Source organism: Oleiphilus sp. HI0117, from assembly GCF_001635235.1.
In genome coordinates this window covers 1-1,003 of the sequence record NZ_LWGA01001130.1, presented here as the reverse complement: position 1 = coordinate 1,003, position 1,003 = coordinate 1, and the positions used below count along the sequence as shown (strand labels likewise).

General features: G+C 40.1%; 2 protein-coding genes. Both read left to right on the top strand.

Translation table 11 applies throughout. From position 1 onward, the window contains the following. Positions 1 to 187: hypothetical protein (locus A3757_RS27710; RefSeq protein WP_231878333.1), on the top strand; the 187-nt coding region annotated here is incomplete at its 5' end. A 302-nt stretch (positions 188 to 489) separates the two neighbouring features. Continuing rightward, positions 490 to 843, top strand: a complete 354-nt coding sequence (locus A3757_RS20185; RefSeq protein ID WP_068510782.1) for a DUF6488 family protein — start codon at positions 490 to 492, stop codon at positions 841 to 843. Positions 844 to 1,003: the final 160 nt, after the last annotated feature.

Below are 1,003 nucleotides of genomic sequence, written 5' to 3'. Positions count from 1 at the left end.
GTACCACGCTGTATTAATTGGTAGCAAGGGTGAAGTATGGATCGGTGCTTCGGCTTTCACACAGAGAGGGCTATTAAAAAAAGTTAGAGTCATCTGTGACTATTTCGACGCCGAACATGAAGTATCAAAAGACATACTAAATAGTTATGAATCTAGTATAAAATATCAGCAACTACGTAATAAATAATGAATCTGCGCCACATTGTTTATGGCAATCGGGCCAAACGTGAAACAAGCTCGTAGGTCTGCCTTTGGCACTAAGTCGCCATAGATCAAAGTCCGCTTCTCTCACAAAGGCAATTATCAGAAGTAGAAGGCAAGAATGGTGATTTATGGATTTATAGCGTGCTGCGTTGATGCTAAGGTAGAAAAATACAGATTCTATAGGTGCAAATAATGAGTGAAAAAAACGGCAAATTCCTTACAGAATTGAACTTTATATATATCAATAGCTTACGAAATGTAAGCCTTACAAAGGTTGCTTAATTTATGAAATACTTAATTAGCGCTCCATTGATCTTAGTTATGTTTCTATTCGGGCAAACTGCATTGGCAGGACCAGGAAGTGGTCATTCCCACGGGCATCAACATAAACCTATCACTAGTGAGCAAGCTATCAATAAAGCAACAAAGCATGTCTGGAAGTTGGCCAAGAAGGGCAAAATTGACGCATCTTGGTCTAGCGTAACTTCTAAATCAGTCGAGGAAAAATCATTCGGACATGGCCCAGAATGGGTCGTTACATTTGAGAATGAGTCCATCGAAGACCCTAAAAAGCAAACGCTTTACGTTTTCTTTACGATCAACGGAAAGTACTTGGCTTCTAACTTTACGGGGCAGTAAGGCCTAACGGGAGGTGTTCGCACCTCCCTTCCTATATTTTGCTTATGTCCAGTTTGAGGCCATCTTCTCTTGAAAAACGACCTTGCTTCCAAGAATCTTAATTGTTCAAATCTGAATAAGTCTCGTGAAGAGCTTTAAATAACCTGCTTGAGTGTGCGAT

Coding starts and splice junctions, on each gene's coding strand:
- A3757_RS20185 (WP_068510782.1), top strand. CDS start 490: ATGAAATACTTAATTAGCGCTCCATTGATCTTAGTTATGTTTCTATTC.